This is a genomic window from Streptosporangium sp. NPDC002721 (genome assembly GCF_042888905.1).
Taxonomy (GTDB): domain Bacteria; phylum Actinomycetota; class Actinomycetes; order Streptosporangiales; family Streptosporangiaceae; genus Streptosporangium.
The window spans coordinates 228,412-242,258 of the sequence record NZ_JBIAQI010000011.1 but is presented as its reverse complement, the minus strand read 5'-3'; the positions used below and the strand labels follow the sequence as shown (position 1 = coordinate 242,258).

Here is a 13,847-nt window from a genome sequence, read left to right as displayed (position 1 = left end):
GGTTGACAGGCCAAAATTGGTCCGTGGTCAGGATCGGATCGGTAGATATGGGCGATTGCGAGAGCGAGCGACTTCCGCCAGTTCTGGGCCAGCTGTTCGCCGATGGGGCCGACGGGAGCGAGGGCGGTGACGGGACCGGCGCGGGCGGGGGCAGGAGGCTCTCGCTGGAGCTGCCGCCGGGAGACGTGGTGTGGCCCGACCCCGGTTACGCTCAGCTCGCCGTCCGTCGCCGTCCGGCGTTCTGGCTCAGCGAGGTGGCGGTCTCCGGCGAGTACTGGGCCCGGCTGAGGGCCCAGCACGAGCGGTCGGGCCTGTGGCCGGTGCTGCTGGAGGACTCCGTCCAGCCCTGGTCGGCCGGCCAGATCGCCCCGGACACGGCCGGTCAGATCGACAACTACCACGCCGCCGCGTTCATGGCCGAGGTGTGGTCCGACTGGATCGCGAAGGCCAGCGTGGACCAGCTCGAACTCCTCGACCCCTTCGGCCCCGAGTGTCCCGGCCCGGCCCCCGCGGGAAGGCTCGCCGCCGACCCCGGCGTGGTCGCCGACTGGTACGCCGGGCTGGTGGCCGAGCGCAGGACCCCGCTCGGGCTCGTCGCGGTCGAGCGCGGGGCCGACGCCCTGGCCGTCATGGGCTGGCAGGGCGCCCTGAACCACAACGAGTGGATGGTCCCGCTCGCGGCCGTCGTGCGGAGCTGGGAGGACAGGTTCGGCGTACGGGTGGTCGGCATGGGTTTCAACACCCTTGACCTCAGCGTCGCCGCGCCCCCGACGACCTCCGAGCACGCCCTGCACGTCGCCGCGGAGCACTGGACGTTCTGCCCCGACAGCATCATCCAGGGGGCGGGGAACCTCATCGACTACGCCGAGCAGATCAAGGGCAGGAACGCCTGGTCGTTCTGGTGGGACTGATCGGCCCGGAGGGTTTCCCCCGTTCGGACCTCCGGTGGGGCGGCTGTCCCGAGACGGGGCTGTGGTGTTCCGAGACGGACCCGTGGTGTTCCGAGACGGACCCGTGGTGTTCCGAGATGGAGCCGTGGTGTTCCGAGACGGACCCGTGGTGTTCCGAGACGGAGTCGCGGAGGACGGATTCGCCGGACGGGCCCCGGATTCGAGCGCTCCGGGCAAGGATCCCCGGGGCGGATCGCGGGCTGGGGGAGACATTCGTACTGGTAGGACGGGTGTTGGCCTGGCAGGGCGATCGATGAGGCTTCCTTGAAGCTTGTAGGTAGATCTTCTGGGGTTTTCATGGTGTTTGCTTTGCCTTGTCCGGTTTTGGTAGGTAGTGTCCATTGCTATCGGTAGGCGACCTGCCCTTCACAAGAGGGAGCGGCCGGCCGACGTCGAATCCCGAGAGCCCCACAGAGGCTCCGGGGCCGGGGAACCACTCTTTCGGGGTGAATCCGCCGCAACTACGCGGCGGTAGGGCAACTCCACCGCCCGAACCCGTCAGCTAACCCGGTAGACGAGATGGAGAGGAGATCCCCTCATGGATCACCGCGTTACCACGTCGGTGCACACCTTGTCCGCGCCGACCACCTGAACTTTCCCCCTTCGTCCCGACACAGCTCGCCATCCCCCGTCCCCCCGACCCTTCGCCGCACCTGATCGCGGCACCTTCCAGATCGTGCTCCGCGTAGCGATTGCCTGAGATTCCGGCTACGCCCCCTTTTCCGACGAGCGCGTCCCCGCCAGTGCACCCCTTCGGTGTGTCGCACCTGGCCGCCCCGTTCCCTCGCGAAAGAGCCTCTTCTCCATGCGCCCCTTCTTTGGTATGCACAAGAACGGCCCGAGCAAGTCCGTCTGGCACAGGAGCAAGTCCCGCGGCAACCGCCTCGCCGCCGCCACCCTGGTCGGCGCGAGCGTCCTCGCCTCCGCCGGTGTCGCCCTGGCACTGCCCGCCTCCACCTGTTTCGCCGCCACCGCCGATCCCGAGGTCGGCGTGGCGAAGGCGAGCGCCGAGTCCGTCCTCCTCCAGGGCGGGACCACGGCCTCCTACTTCTGGGACGACTCCTCCGGCCGGGCCGGTGACACCGGTCTTCCCGCCAGCGGCAAGCCGATGCAGAAGGGCATGATCGCCAGCCCGAGCTGGCCCCTGTTCACCGAGGGCTACCTCATCTACAAGGGCAAGAAGGCCAAGTTCTTCGTCGGCGACCGCGGTCCCGGCTCGCCCTCGAACCAGGGCATCATGATCGACATCGATGCCAAGACCTTCGCCGACCTGACCGGTGGAACGTTCAACGCCGGCACGCTCGGCGTGGACGGTAACGGCGGTATGGGTCACATCGACGTCAAGTACGTGGTCACCAAGTGGGGTGAGGGCGCGGGGATCAAGAACCACCCCGTCGCGTTCTCCACCGGTGCCTGGAGCCGCAGGGACACCACCCCGGCCAAGCCCCCGACGGTCGTCTTCGCCAAGGCCCTGGAACTGGGGATAGGCGTGAGGACCCAGCCGGTGAGCGCCGCGGTGCGGCCGTGGGCCGGCAAGCCCAAGGTCATGGTCGAGGCCGCCTCCATGCGCGTCCCGGCCGACGTGGTCGCCGCCGGTGTCCGCGCCGCCGAGATCGGCGCGGGAAAGAACTGAGCCGGGTCCGGTCCCGCGAGAACCCCTCGCGGGAGCCTCCGTCCCGCCGGGCTCCCGCCTCCTGACGGAGTCCCCGTCCCGTCAGGCTCCCGTCTCGCCGGAGTTCCTGTCCTGCGGGAACTCCCACCCCGCCGGTGCCGCGCCTTCCCCCGAATGACATTCTGTCCCGCGGAACCAGCGCGGACGGTAGCGGACGGTAGGAGTGCCATGACCCTGCGGGCCCCGGCGAACGGCATCGAGATCGCCTACGACACCTTCGGCTCCCCGGGGGCACGCCCCCTCCTGCTGATCACCGGCCTCGGCTGCCAGCTGATCCAGTGGGACGAGAGGTTCTGCGCCCTGCTCGCGGACCGCGGGCACCACGTGGTGCGTTTCGACAACCGCGACAGCGGCGAGAGCACCCACCTGGGCGAGGCGGGGACGCCCGCCCCGGACGGGAGCGGGGAGGTCCCCTACCTGCTGGACGACATGGCCGACGACGCCGCCGGGCTGCTCGACGCGCTCGGCTGGGACACGGCCCACGTGGTCGGCCTCTCGATGGGCGGGATGATCGCGCAGTCGCTCGCGATCCGCCACCCGCACCGGGTGCGCAGCCTCACCTCGATCATGTCCACCCCGAGCCCGCGGGCGGCCCTGCTGACCGACCCGGACGTGCTCCTGCCCGCCTTCACGCCCGACCGCGAGAGCGCGATCCGGCGGGCCCTCGACAACTGCGCGGCCGTCGGCTCGCCGGGCTACCCGTTCGACCGGGAGTGGAACGCCGAGATCGCCGGGCTGGGCTACGACCGGTCGTACGACCCGGCGGGCACGGCCAGGCAGGTGACCGCGATCATGGCCTCCGGCGACCGCGCGCCCCTGCTCAAGGAGCTCGCGGTTCCGGCTCTCGTGCTGCACGGGGAGGACGACCCGCTGGTTCCCCTGCCCGCCGGGATCGCCACCGCCGACGCGATCCCCGGTGCCCGGCTGATCACCTTCCCCGGCATGGGCCACGACCTGCCCGCCGAGCTCTGGCCCTCCTTCGTCGACGCGATCGACGAGCTCACCACCTCCGCGGACTCCGGGCGATGACCTCACCGGGAGGAGGACGGGCTCCGGTGCGGTCCGTGCCTCCCGGGGCACGGGCCGCACCGGAAGATCAGACCTCGAGCTTCTCCTCGATGCCGCGCAGGACGTGCCGCGCGAGCGCGAGGTTGGCCCGGCTCCGGTCGAGGGCCAGGTAGAGGAACAGGCCTTTGCCGCTCCGGCCCGAGATCGGGCGGATGATGTGGTACTGCGTACCGAGCGTGATGAGGATGTCCTCGATGCCGTCCTTGAGGCCGAGCGACTCCATGGTCCTCAGCTTGGCCTTGACGACCTCGGTGTTACCCGCGGCGGCCACCTGGAGGTCGAGGTCCTTGGACCCGCCGAGCGCGCCGAGCGCCATCCCGCTGTTGTAGTCGACGACGACCGAGCCGATGGCACCGTCGATCGTCATCATCTCCTTGAGCGAGATGTCCATGTTGCCCATTGCTGTCTCCGATCACTGGGGTATCGATATGCGTGAGCTGACGGCGGCCACCCTGGCCGCCGTCTTGCGGCCCTCCAGCCGGAGCAGCCCGAGGTTGGTTCCCGGGCGCGCCAGGACCGTGAGGACGATCTTGGGTCCGGCGGCGTAGAACGCCGCGTAGCCGTTGGTGCCGGAGATCAGCGTCTCCTCGAAGGTGCCCTTGCCGGCCATGCTCGTCATCCGGCGGCTGAGGGCCAGCACCGCGGAGGAGAGCGCGCCGGTCTGCTCGCTGTCCCTCTCCACGTCGCTCGCTATCGTCAGGCCGTCGACGCTGCACGCGATGCTCCCGTTCACGTCGGGTATGCGCTCTCGCAGCGCCGCCATCTCGCGCCGTATCTCCTCGCGCAGTTCCACCGGCATCCTCCTTCCGATCAGCTTCAGCGTCCGCAGCCTTATCGGCATGTGACCGGGCTCAAGTCGCTCAAGTCGCTCAAGTCATCGCCTCCAATGCGTTCCTGAGCCGGATGAGCAGGTTGACGTCGGCGGGGTCCCCGTTCGCCCTGGGAAGCCACTCCGGCGTCTCCGGAGAGCCCGTTCCGGCCGCCGGGATCTCCGTGGCGCCCCTCGTCCGCCTGGGCAGCGGCTCCGGCACCGGCTCAGGCTCCGGTTCCGGCGCCCGGGGGGCCGGGGGAGCCTCGGACGGACCGGGCTCCGGGACGCGGAGCAGCCCGGACGAGGCGAGCTGCCGTACGGCGAGCAGCACCGAGTACGCGGGACGGCCGAGCCTGCGCGCCAGGTCGGCCGGGGTCGCCGTGGAGTCGGCGCCGACCAGCACCTCCCACTGAAGCGCGCTCAGCACCACCCGCTGGGCGCTGATGCGCCTCAGCGGGACGACCGGGAGCGTGTCCAGCTCCGCGGACGGCCAGATCTGTTCCAACTGCGCCCTCCTCCGCTCGCACTCCCGGAGCAGGCCGGTCGCGTCGAAGTACCACTGCGGTCCGAGCCAGTGCCTTTCCCCTCGCCGGAACCTGGGCCGGTGGCCGGTGGCCCGCAGCAGGAAGTACGCGGCGTCGAGCACCGTGCTCAGCACGCAGAACTCCAGCTCCCCCCTGGTGAGCAGGCCCTGCGCGACCAGCTGCTCGCCCCCCGCGGGCCCGGGGGTCAGCGGGTCCGGGGGCCGGCGGACCGCGGCCTGCCTGGCCTGCCGTACGGCGTGGGCGGATATCCCGCGACAGGCGCCGAGCAGGTCCTCCAGCCGGGGGGCGGCCGCGCTCTCGGCGTAGGTCACGCGGCCGTCGGTGAGGTAGAAGGCCCCCGCCCTGCCGAGCCGGAGGGAACCGGTGGCGTGGTCTCCGGCGAGTCCGCTGAGGATGTTCTCGACGCTCGGCATGATTCACGTCGATATCAGGCGGCCGGAAAGGGCCTGGAGGCGGTGGCGGGCCAGTGCCAGGTTCGAGCGTTCCAGATCGAGCCTGACATAGATGACGAGGGGCCCGTCGAAAAGCGTTTCCATCGGCCGCAGCAAATGGTGGCCGCCGTCCGTGGTGATGATCATGTCGTTGATCCGGACCGTACCGCCGGGCGAGGTGAGGGCGAGCCCGTCCAGCGTCGCGCGCAGGGTCTCGCTCAGCCCCGCGGCCGACCTCTCCACGTCGGCATGGCGGCTCGCACCGCCGGTGGCCACCGCGGTCCCGCTGGTCTGATCGATGAGGATCGCGTCCAGGGCGCCGGGGATGGCCATCACCTCGGTGAGACAGTCTTCGATTCCGAGCACGTGCTCTCCCTCGCCAGCGACTTCAAGCGTCGCCCGGTCAGCGTAGGGAAAGCGCTCGGGGACCAACCTCCCTGACTAGGGCTTTGATAGGAGAAGGCATACGATTCACCAACCGAGTGGGAAGTTATACACCCCGGGTGGAAATCAACCCGTTGGTTCCTCGGTGATGAGTGCCTTTTCGTCCGGCTTGAAAACAAGAATGTTCTTCACATAGGAATTCACCGCGGCGGGCAGCCCGACGTCGTTCCCGGCCGCCTCCGACATGTACCAGCGGTGGTCGAGCACCTCGTGGAAGAACTGGGCGGGCTCCAGCTTGCCCCGCAGCTCCTGGGGCACGGCCAGCACCGTGGGCTGGAAGACCTCGGCCAGCCAGCGGTGGGCCACGATCGCCTCGTCCTCATGGCGGAGGCCGTGCGACACGCGGAAGGAGTCGAGGTCGTTGAGGAGGCGCCTGGCCTGGTTCTCCTCCACGTCCAGGCCGGTCAGCCGCAGCAGCCTGCGCTGATGGTGCCCGGCGTCCACGACCTTGGGCCGGACGATCAGCCGCCCGGTGCCCGCCTTGCGGCGGACCATCATCTCCGCGACGTCGAACCCCAGGGAGTTCAGCCGGCGGATCCGCTGGTCGATCATGTGCCAGTCGACCTCGTCGATGATGTCGTCGGAGGTGAGCTCGCCCCAGAGGCGGTGGTAGCGGCGGACGACCGAGTCGGCCACCTGCTCGGGGTCGACGGAGGGGTGCAGCAGCCCGCCCGCCTCCAGGTCGAGCATCTCGCCGAAGATGTTGGTGTGCGCCACGTCGATGTCGTACAGCCGCTGGCCCTCGCTGATCATGGGGTGCAGCTCGCCGGTCTCGGCGTCGACCAGGTAGGCGGCGAAGGAGCCCGCGTCCCGGCGGAACAGGACGTTCGACAGCGAGCAGTCGCCCCAGTAGAAGCCGTTGAGGTGCAGCCGCACGAACAGCACGGCCAGGGCGTCGAGCAGCCGGTTGAGCGTCTCCGGCCGGACGGTCCCCGACATGACCGCGCGGTAGGGCAGGGAGAACTGCAGGTGCTGGGTGATCAGCGCCGAGTCGAGCGGCTCGCCGTCCGCGTCGGTCCGCCCGGTGACCACGGCCACCGGCTCGACGGACGGGGTGTCCAGCCGGCTCAGGTCCCACAGCAGGCGGTACTCGCGCTTGGCGTAGTACTCGCTGATCTCCTTGATCGCGTAGACCTTGCCCGACAGCCGGGCGAAGCGCACCACGTGCCGGGAGATGCCGCGCGGCAGGGAGACCAGCCGGTGCTCGGGCCACTTCTCCAGGGGGACGTCCCAGGGCAGGCGGATGAGGTCCGGATCGCTCGGGGCGCCGGTGAGCTGCAGGGGCATGCGGTCAGTCCTCGCGACGGGAAGTCCGGCGGTACGCCGGTCGAGCGGGTGGTCGTGCCGTGGTCAGTCCTCGCGGAGGGGGCGGCCGGGGCGGCGGGGGAAGGTGGGCGGGTCGAAGGCGCGCCGGACCACCGCGGCGAGCTGCTCCTCGGTGAGCACGCGGGGCTCGCCGACACTCCTGGCCCGTACGTAGACCTCGCAGAGCCACTCCAGCAGCCGGGTCGCCTCGAAGGCCCCGTCCAGGTCGTTGCCTATCGTGACCCCGCCGTGGTTGGCCAGCAGCGCGGCCCGCCTGTCCTTGAGGGCGTCCCTGACGGAGGCGGCGAGCTCGGGGGTGCCGTAGGTGGCGTACTCGGCGACCCTGACGGTCCCGCCGAGCAGCAGGACGTTGTAGTGGATCGGCGGCAGCTCGGTCATGGTCGTGGCGACCACGGTCCCGAACACGGAGTGGGTGTGCACCACGGCGCCCGCGCCGGTGGCCGTATAGACCGCCAGATGCATGGGGGTCTCCGAGGACGGCCGCAGGTCGCCCTCGACGAGATGTCCCTCGATGTCGACGACCGGGCAGGCCTCGGGCTCCAGCCGGTCGAGGGAGACCCCGCTGGGCGTCACGGCGACCAGGTCGCCCGCGCGCACGCTGAGGTTTCCCGCGGTCCCGACGACCAGCCCGGTCGTGGCGGCCCGGTGGCCGTACTCACACAGCAGTCGGCGCTGCTCGGCCAGCAACATGTTCCCAAAAGTAGGGGGTTGCGGTGCCGGGCGGCAAACCCCCATTATCTGGTCTAGACCGGTTGTTGCCCCTCGATGACCGGGAGGCATGGTTCCTTTACCTTCCCATCGACCGCACGTCAACGGTTTGCCGGGAAATATCGGCTACTGTGTGCCGTTCTGTCATTGGATTGCACTTCCCTGGCGTTTGGTTTCTACCGGATATGTCGCGAGGACATCACGGCTCGGTCTAGACCGGCTACGAGCTCTTGACGGTGGACTCCGGCGGTACGTACCTTCGGGCAAACGTTTAGGAAACTTTCCTAATTGATCCCCCGTTCATGGAGGGTTACATGTCCAACCTGGCCGGTACGCCCGGAGATATCACCCGGCGGCAGATGCTCCGCCGGATCGGCATGACCGCCCTGATCGCCGGGCCCGGCGCCGGGCTGCTCACCGCCTGCGCCACCGGCGGCGGCGCGGCCCCCGCGGCCCCGGCCTCCGCGGCCCCCTCCGCGGGCGGCGCGGTCTCCGCGAAGAACCCGTTCGGCGTCGCCGCCGACGCCCCCCTTGAGGTCGTCATCTTCAAGGGCGGCCTGGGCGACAGCTACGCGACCGAGGTCCACGAGCCGCTGTACAAGAAGGCGTTCCCGCAGGCCCAGGTCAAGCACGTCGCCACCCAGCAGATCGCGCAGACCCTGCAGCCGCGCTTCGCCGGCGGCGACGTCCCCGACATGATCGCCAACTCCGGCACCGACCTGATGGACAACGGCGCCCTGCAGCAGGAGGGTCAGCTCCTGGAGCTCACCGAGCTGTGGGACGCCCCCTCGATCGACGACCCGAGCAAGAAGGTGCGCGACATGGTCGCGCCGGGCACCGTCGAGTCGGGCCTCATCAGCGGCAAGCCCTACCTGATGAACTACGTCTTCTCCGCGTACGGCCTCTGGTACGACTCCGCGCTGTTCGAGAAGAACGGCTGGACCCCGCCGAAGACCTTCGAGGAGTTCAAGACCTTCGCCGAGAAGGCCAAGGCCGCCGGGATCACCCCCTTCGCGTACGCGGGCAAGAACGCCGCCTACTACGCGTACTGGATGATCCTCATCTCCGCCGCGAAGATCGAGGGCAACCAGATCCTGGTCGACGTCGACAACCTCGTCGACGGTGTCTGGCAGCGCGACGCCATGAAGCAGTCCGCCGCCGCCTGGGCCGAGATCGCCAAGTACATGGACAAGTCCTTCGAGGGCCTGATCCACACCGAGGTGCAGCTCCGCCAGAACCAGGGCAAGGTCGCGCTCTACCCCTCGGGCTCCTGGCTGGAGAACGAGCAGAAGGCCCAGACCCCCGAGACCTTCAAGTACGCGCTGACGCCCACCCCCAGCGTCACCGCCGCCGACAAGCTGCCGTTCGAGGCCATCCGCGCCGCCGCCGGCGAGGCCTACATCGTCCCCGCCAAGGCCAAGAACCCCAAGGGCGGCCTGGAGTACCTGCGCATCATGCTCTCCAAGGAGGGCGCGCGCGGCTTCACCGAGAAGTCGGGCAACATCACCGTCGTGACCGGTGCCGCCGACGGCCTGGAGCTGTCGCCCGGCAACGCGAGCCTCAGCGCCGCGCAGACCGCCGCCGGCCAGAACATCGTCACCTTCAGCAGCTTCGAGAACTGGTACAAGGAGTTCGAGACCGAGCTGCGCAAGCAGACCAACGCGCTCATGTTCGGCCGCATCTCCGCCGACGAGTTCTGCGAGAAGATGCAGAAGGCCGCCGACAAGACCAAGTCCGACTCGTCCATCACCAAGCAGAACCGGACGGTGTAGCTCCCGATGCGGCAGGGCAAGTATCCGTTCATCGTCGGCTTTCTGGCCGCGCCGGTCCTTCTCTATGTGGTCTTCGTGATCAGCCCGTACATACAGGCTTTCTACATCTCGATGACCAACTGGAAGGGCATCTCGGCGAACCCTCAGTTCATCGGCCTGGAGAACTTCACCAGGCTCCTTGACGACGAGGTCTTCTGGGCCGCGGTGCGCCACCACGGTGTTCTGCTACTTGTCATGCCGCTGGTCACGATCGCGATCGCGCTGTTCTTCTCCTTCCTGCTCAACCTGAGCGGCGGGCAGCGGGGCGGCCAGATGACCGGGATCTGGGGCTCGAAGGTCTATCGTGTGATCTTCTTCCTGCCCCAGGTCCTGGCCGTGGCCATCGTCGGCGTGCTCTTCCAGGCGATCTACCGCCCGGACGGCACCGGCGTGATCAACGGCCTGCTCGGCAAGATCGGCATCGAGCCGGTCGGCTGGCTCATCGACCCGAACATCGCGCTGCTGTCGATCATCGCGGTGATGATCTGGCAGGCCGTCGGCTTCTACGTGGTCCTGTTCTCGGCCGGCATGTCCTCCATCCCCAAGGACGTGTTCGAGGCCGCCGCGCTGGACGGCGCGGGCCGGTTCACCCTGTTCTTCAAGATCACGATCCCGCTGCTGTGGGACACCATGCAGGTCGCCTGGGTCTATCTCGGCATCGCCGCCTTCGACGCCTTCGCCCTGGTCCAGGTCCTCTCGGTCGACCGCGGCGGGCCCGACAACTCCACGACGGTGCTGCCGCTGGAGATCTGGCGCACGGCGTTCAGCTTCTCCAAGTTCGGCTACGCGTCCGCGATGGGCGTGGCGCTGTTCTTCATGACCATCACGTTCGCCGCCCTCACCCTGCGCGTGACCCGGCGCGAGAGGATCGAGTTCTGATGGCCACGGACCCGGCGCGCGAGCCCGCCTCCCGCCCCTCCGCCCCCGCGTCCGCCAGGCGCCGCGCGAGGAACCCGCTCGGGATCTTCGGCGCGCTGTCCCACGTCGCGCTGCTGGTCTGGGCGATCCTGATCATCGGCCCGATCCTCTGGACGTTCCTGTCCTCCTTCAAGACCAACACCGAGATCTTCGGGGACGCCATCACCCTCCCGGCCTCCTTCGGCTGGGACGCCTGGGGGCGGGCCTGGGAGAAGGCCCACGTCGGCCAGTACATGCTGAACACCGTCTTCGTGGTGGCGTGCAGCACGGCCGGCACCATGCTCCTGGGCTCGATGGCCGCGTACGTGCTGGCGCGCTACACCTTCCCCGGCAACAGGGCGATCTACTTCCTGTTCGTGTCGGGCATGACCTTCCCGGTCTTCCTCGCGCTGGTCCCGCTGTTCTTCGTGGTGAAGAACCTCGGCCTGCTCGACACCCACCTCGGCCTGATCCTGGTCTACATCGCCTACTCGCTGCCGTTCACCGTCTTCTTCCTGTCGGCGTTCTTCAAGACGCTGCCCACCTCGGTGGCCGAGGCGGCGATGATGGACGGCTGCTCGCACACCCGGACGTTCTTCCAGGTCATGATGCCGATGGCCAAGCCGGGCCTGATCAGCATCACGATCTTCAACATCCTGGGCCAGTGGAACCAGTACCTCCTGCCGATCGTGCTGCTCACCGGCAACGTCGAGGGCAAGTGGGTGATCACCCAGGGTGTCGCCAACATCTCCACCAGCGCCGGGTACGAGGCCGACTGGCCGGGCCTGTTCGCCGCGCTGAGCATGGCCATCATCCCCGTCATGATCATCTACATCATCTTCCAGCGCCAGATCCAGTCGGGCCTCACCTCCGGCGCCGTCAAATGACCGGATCCGGTCAAAATTCGAGTTCCGGCGAGTAATCCCGGGAGTGCCGTCGGGAGTCGTTCATATTCGTAACGACTCCTGTCCCCTCCCCACGGAGAACCCGACACATGGCCCACCCCGACCAGGACTTCCCCTTCCCCTTCTTCGGGGCGGGGGAGGCGAGCTACTACATGTGGGCCGAGGTGCACGTACGCTTCGCCCGGCAGCCCAGCACCTCCCAGCGCGCGGTCATCGTCGACACCGTCCCGGTGCCCCTGCGCGGGGCGCTCGACTGGTGCGAGGGGCGCCAGCTGATGGTGGCCAGCGGCCTGTTCCTGCACGGCACGGTGGTCCGCTCCTACCCGGTCGCCGCGGGCGAGTCCGACCGCATCGGCGACGACGGCTGGCTGTACGCCGCCCCCTCCCGGATCGCCGCGCTCAACGCCGACATCGAGGGATGGCTGCTGCGCATCCACCGGGAGTGCCCGATCCTGGCCGCCTACCGCGCCGAGGACCCCGACAGCGGCGGCACCCGCCTGTCGGGCTGGCACGAGTGGAGCCTCGCCCGGCTGCCCGGCCTGCTCCCCGAGCTTGAGCCCCTCCTCGGGCGGGCCGGCCACGCCACCTCCATGGCCCAGGGCATCATGGCCATGGCCCGGCGCGCCGGAAGCCTGCCCAGGCTTGGCGTCCTCGCCGGAGACGTGATCTCCTGGGAGGATGAACCTGCTTGACGACTCCTCGGTGGACGACCGGCTGACCGGCCTGCCCGAGTGGCGGCGCGAGGGCGACGAGATCCGCCGCACGATCGACGCCACCGACTTCCCCACCGCGATCCGCATCGTGGACGAGATCGCGGTCGAGGCCGAGAAGCTCGACCACCACCCCGACATCGACATCCGCTGGCGCACCCTCCACCTGGCGCTCAGCACGCACAGCGCGGGTGGCCTGACGGAACTCGACTTCACCCTGGCCGCGCGCATCGACGAGATAGCCTCGGCCAACGCCTGAACCGCTCCTCGGCCGATCATGACCGACCCGGGCCACGGGCCTCGGACACCGTCCCTGTGCGGCGCGGAACTCGACCGTGCGCCGTCCTCGCCCCTCGTGGAGTCCGACCGGACATCGCCCTCGCTCGTCGCGGAGTTCGGTCGGACACCGCTTCCGTCCCTCGCCGGGCTCGACCGTGCGCCGTCCTCGCCCCTGGTGGAGCTCGACCGGACATCGCCCTCGCTCGTCGCGAAGTTCGGTCGGACACCGCTTCCGTCCCTCGCCGGGCTCGACCGTGCGCCGTCCTCGCCCCTGGTGGAGCTCGACGACCCCAGGCTCGCCCGCGCGGGCGTGCGCGTGCTCCTCAAGCGTGACGACCTGATCCACCCCCTCCTGCCGGGCAACAAGTGGCGCAAGCTCAGGTACAACCTGGCGCGGGCCGCCGAGCTGGGCCACGAGACCCTGCTGACCTTCGGCGGCGCGTACTCCAACCACGTGCGGGCCGTCGCCGCGGCCGGGGCCCGCTTCGGGTTCCGGACCGTCGGCGTCGTCAGGGGCGAGGAACACCTGCCGCTCAACGACGTCCTGGCCTTCGCCGCGCGCTCGGGGATGCGGCTGGTCTACATGGACCGCACCACCTACCGCGCCAAGGACACCGCGCCCGTCGTCGAGACGCTCCACCGGGAGTTCGGCCGGTTCTACCTGCTGCCCGAGGGCGGCAGCAACGAGTGGGCCGTCCGGGGCTGCGCCGAGCTCCCCGGGGAGATCGACGTGCCGTTCGACGTCGTGTGCTGCCCCGTCGGCACCGGGGGCACGCTCGCGGGCATCGCAGCCGGGCTGGCCGCCGGGCGGCGGGCCCTGGGCTTCTCCGTCCTGCGGGGAGCGCGGTTCCTGGCCGACGACGTCGCCAGGCTCCAGACGGCCACCTACGGCCGGGTGTCGGCCAACTGGACGATCGACCACGACTTCCACGCGGGGGGCTACGCCAGGCGCGCCCCCGAACTGGACGCGTTCGCCGACGACTTCGCCCACCGGCACGGGATGTCGCTCGAACGGATCTACGTGGCGAAGATGATGTGGGGCCTCTTCACCCTGGCGGAACGCGGAGCCTTTCCCGGCGGCACCACGGTCGTCGCCGTCGTGACGGGCCCGATGGAGGCGGCCACGTCGTGACGGCTCGGGCGGGGGCGGTCGTTCCCGTTCCCGGAGGTACTTCCGGCTTTTCCGTACGAGATACGGACGCCGTCCGGTCTCCTGTCACGGATCTTCGAGGCGGCGTGGCCGGGAGCGGTCAATACCGAGCGTGGTCATATGATCACTCGATATGGTGA

General features: G+C 69.4%; 15 protein-coding genes and 1 riboswitch. Of the genes, 9 read left to right on the top strand and 6 right to left on the bottom strand.

What is annotated here, in order from left to right:
* Positions 1-47: 47 nt before the first annotated feature.
* From ACFYWM_RS17945 to ACFYWM_RS17935, 3 genes are all read left to right on the top strand, one after another.
* A complete protein-coding gene (locus tag ACFYWM_RS17945) occupies positions 48-911 on the top strand; it encodes a DUF4253 domain-containing protein (protein WP_389915823.1) in 864 nt (287 codons plus the stop codon).
* Positions 912-1,330: 419 nt separating this feature from the next.
* Positions 1,331-1,482, top strand: a riboswitch (cyclic di-AMP (ydaO/yuaA leader).
* Positions 1,483-1,755: 273 nt separating this feature from the next.
* Positions 1,756-2,583 carry a hypothetical protein gene (locus tag ACFYWM_RS17940; RefSeq protein ID WP_389915821.1) on the top strand — a complete coding sequence of 276 codons (828 nt, stop codon included), beginning with the start codon at positions 1,756-1,758 and terminating at the stop codon, positions 2,581-2,583.
* A gap of 207 nt (positions 2,584-2,790) precedes the next feature.
* Positions 2,791-3,651, top strand: a complete 861-nt coding sequence (locus ACFYWM_RS17935; RefSeq protein WP_389915818.1) for an alpha/beta fold hydrolase — start codon at positions 2,791-2,793, stop codon at positions 3,649-3,651.
* Between the two features lie 67 nt (positions 3,652-3,718).
* On the opposite strand, the gene ACFYWM_RS17930 is transcribed toward ACFYWM_RS17935, so the two are convergent.
* The 6 genes from ACFYWM_RS17930 to ACFYWM_RS17905 all read right to left on the bottom strand — a co-directional run bounded on the left by ACFYWM_RS17930 (position 3,719) and on the right by ACFYWM_RS17905 (position 7,937).
* A complete protein-coding gene (locus tag ACFYWM_RS17930; RefSeq protein WP_389915815.1) occupies positions 3,719-4,090 on the bottom strand; it encodes a hypothetical protein in 372 nt (123 codons plus the stop codon).
* A 12-nt stretch (positions 4,091-4,102) separates the two neighbouring features.
* Positions 4,103-4,489 carry a roadblock/LC7 domain-containing protein gene (locus tag ACFYWM_RS17925; RefSeq protein WP_389916036.1) on the bottom strand — a complete coding sequence of 129 codons (387 nt, stop codon included), beginning with the start codon at positions 4,487-4,489 and terminating at the stop codon, positions 4,103-4,105.
* Positions 4,490-4,559: 70 nt separating this feature from the next.
* Positions 4,560-5,459 (bottom strand): hypothetical protein, encoded by a 900-nt coding sequence (locus ACFYWM_RS17920; RefSeq protein WP_389915813.1) that lies wholly within the window; start codon positions 5,457-5,459, stop codon positions 4,560-4,562.
* A gap of 3 nt (positions 5,460-5,462) precedes the next feature.
* Entirely contained in the window at positions 5,463-5,843 is a 381-nt protein-coding gene (locus tag ACFYWM_RS17915) for a roadblock/LC7 domain-containing protein (RefSeq protein ID WP_389915811.1), read from the bottom strand.
* A gap of 144 nt (positions 5,844-5,987) precedes the next feature.
* Positions 5,988-7,208: a DUF4032 domain-containing protein gene (locus ACFYWM_RS17910; RefSeq protein WP_389915808.1), complete on the bottom strand. Its 1,221-nt coding sequence runs from the start codon at positions 7,206-7,208 to the stop codon at positions 5,988-5,990.
* A 63-nt stretch (positions 7,209-7,271) separates the two neighbouring features.
* Positions 7,272-7,937, bottom strand: a complete 666-nt coding sequence (locus tag ACFYWM_RS17905) for a class II aldolase/adducin family protein (protein WP_389915805.1) — start codon at positions 7,935-7,937, stop codon at positions 7,272-7,274.
* A gap of 332 nt (positions 7,938-8,269) precedes the next feature.
* On the opposite strand from ACFYWM_RS17905, the gene ngcE reads away from it, so the two are divergent.
* The 6 genes from ngcE to ACFYWM_RS17875 all read left to right on the top strand — a co-directional run bounded on the left by ngcE (position 8,270) and on the right by ACFYWM_RS17875 (position 13,689).
* Positions 8,270-9,727: an N-acetylglucosamine/diacetylchitobiose ABC transporter substrate-binding protein gene (ngcE, locus tag ACFYWM_RS17900; RefSeq protein WP_389915802.1), complete on the top strand. Its 1,458-nt coding sequence runs from the start codon at positions 8,270-8,272 to the stop codon at positions 9,725-9,727.
* Between the two features lie 6 nt (positions 9,728-9,733).
* Positions 9,734-10,645 (top strand): carbohydrate ABC transporter permease, encoded by a 912-nt coding sequence (locus ACFYWM_RS17895; RefSeq protein ID WP_389915798.1) that lies wholly within the window; start codon positions 9,734-9,736, stop codon positions 10,643-10,645.
* On the top strand, positions 10,645-11,550 hold the full coding sequence (locus ACFYWM_RS17890; protein ID WP_389915795.1) for a carbohydrate ABC transporter permease: 906 nt from the start codon (positions 10,645-10,647) through the stop codon (positions 11,548-11,550). The genes ACFYWM_RS17895 and ACFYWM_RS17890 overlap by 1 nt, the downstream gene beginning before the upstream one ends.
* Before the next feature lie 107 nt (positions 11,551-11,657).
* The gene (locus tag ACFYWM_RS17885) at positions 11,658-12,260 is read left to right on the top strand and encodes a hypothetical protein (RefSeq protein WP_389915792.1); all 603 of its coding nucleotides are present in this window, start codon (positions 11,658-11,660) and stop codon (positions 12,258-12,260) included.
* On the top strand, positions 12,247-12,537 hold the full coding sequence (locus ACFYWM_RS17880) for a 4a-hydroxytetrahydrobiopterin dehydratase (RefSeq protein ID WP_389915789.1): 291 nt from the start codon (positions 12,247-12,249) through the stop codon (positions 12,535-12,537). The genes ACFYWM_RS17885 and ACFYWM_RS17880 overlap by 14 nt, the downstream gene beginning before the upstream one ends.
* A gap of 18 nt (positions 12,538-12,555) precedes the next feature.
* Positions 12,556-13,689 (top strand): 1-aminocyclopropane-1-carboxylate deaminase/D-cysteine desulfhydrase, encoded by a 1,134-nt coding sequence (locus ACFYWM_RS17875; protein WP_389915787.1) that lies wholly within the window; start codon positions 12,556-12,558, stop codon positions 13,687-13,689.
* Positions 13,690-13,847 lie beyond the last annotated feature (158 nt).

Excerpts from the sequence above, each read along its gene's own strand:
- ACFYWM_RS17925 (WP_389916036.1), bottom strand. The coding sequence starts at position 4,489 with ATGCCGGTGGAACTGCGCGAGGAGATACGGCGCGAGATGGCGGCGCTG.
- ACFYWM_RS17905 (WP_389915805.1), bottom strand. The coding sequence starts at position 7,937 with ATGTTGCTGGCCGAGCAGCGCCGACTGCTGTGTGAGTACGGCCACCGG.
- ACFYWM_RS17945 (WP_389915823.1), top strand. The coding sequence starts at position 48 with ATGGGCGATTGCGAGAGCGAGCGACTTCCGCCAGTTCTGGGCCAGCTG.
- ACFYWM_RS17920 (WP_389915813.1), bottom strand. The coding sequence starts at position 5,459 with ATGCCGAGCGTCGAGAACATCCTCAGCGGACTCGCCGGAGACCACGCC.
- ACFYWM_RS17930 (WP_389915815.1), bottom strand. The coding sequence starts at position 4,090 with ATGGGCAACATGGACATCTCGCTCAAGGAGATGATGACGATCGACGGT.
- ngcE (WP_389915802.1), top strand. The coding sequence starts at position 8,270 with ATGTCCAACCTGGCCGGTACGCCCGGAGATATCACCCGGCGGCAGATG.
- ACFYWM_RS17895 (WP_389915798.1), top strand. The coding sequence starts at position 9,734 with ATGCGGCAGGGCAAGTATCCGTTCATCGTCGGCTTTCTGGCCGCGCCG.
- ACFYWM_RS17935 (WP_389915818.1), top strand. The coding sequence starts at position 2,791 with ATGACCCTGCGGGCCCCGGCGAACGGCATCGAGATCGCCTACGACACC.
- ACFYWM_RS17910 (WP_389915808.1), bottom strand. The coding sequence starts at position 7,208 with ATGCCCCTGCAGCTCACCGGCGCCCCGAGCGATCCGGACCTCATCCGC.
- ACFYWM_RS17880 (WP_389915789.1), top strand. The coding sequence starts at position 12,247 with ATGAACCTGCTTGACGACTCCTCGGTGGACGACCGGCTGACCGGCCTG.
- ACFYWM_RS17890 (WP_389915795.1), top strand. The coding sequence starts at position 10,645 with ATGGCCACGGACCCGGCGCGCGAGCCCGCCTCCCGCCCCTCCGCCCCC.
- ACFYWM_RS17875 (WP_389915787.1), top strand. The coding sequence starts at position 12,556 with ATGACCGACCCGGGCCACGGGCCTCGGACACCGTCCCTGTGCGGCGCG.
- ACFYWM_RS17940 (WP_389915821.1), top strand. The coding sequence starts at position 1,756 with ATGCGCCCCTTCTTTGGTATGCACAAGAACGGCCCGAGCAAGTCCGTC.
- ACFYWM_RS17885 (WP_389915792.1), top strand. The coding sequence starts at position 11,658 with ATGGCCCACCCCGACCAGGACTTCCCCTTCCCCTTCTTCGGGGCGGGG.